At 40.6% G+C, this 239-nt stretch carries 1 protein-coding gene; it reads right to left on the bottom strand.

The annotated features are described in order from the left end of the window. The coding region (locus tag AAEZ06_RS28215) for a nuclease-related domain-containing protein (RefSeq protein ID WP_350617509.1) at positions 1–239 on the bottom strand (239 nt) is incomplete at both ends.

The following is a 239-nucleotide window of genomic DNA, read 5'->3' on the forward strand; positions in this document are numbered from 1 at the left end:
TCTCTAATTCTAATAAATCAGCTAGCGTTTTAATATGTAGATAATTCTGCCGTAGTGGATTCTGAAACTTATATTTGCGTCCATTTGGGAAGGCTTGTGTCCACTGTCTTTGCTTCTCATTACCGAATATCCAGCCTTTATAGTTTTTGGTTTCGATGACGAAGATGCCATAGATAGAGACGATGACATGGTCAATCTGGGTGCTGCCACCATTCGGTAGCGGTAAAGTGACATTGTTC

The organism is Pseudomonas sp. HY7a-MNA-CIBAN-0227 (assembly GCF_040310325.1).
Taxonomy (GTDB): domain Bacteria; phylum Pseudomonadota; class Gammaproteobacteria; order Pseudomonadales; family Pseudomonadaceae; genus Aquipseudomonas.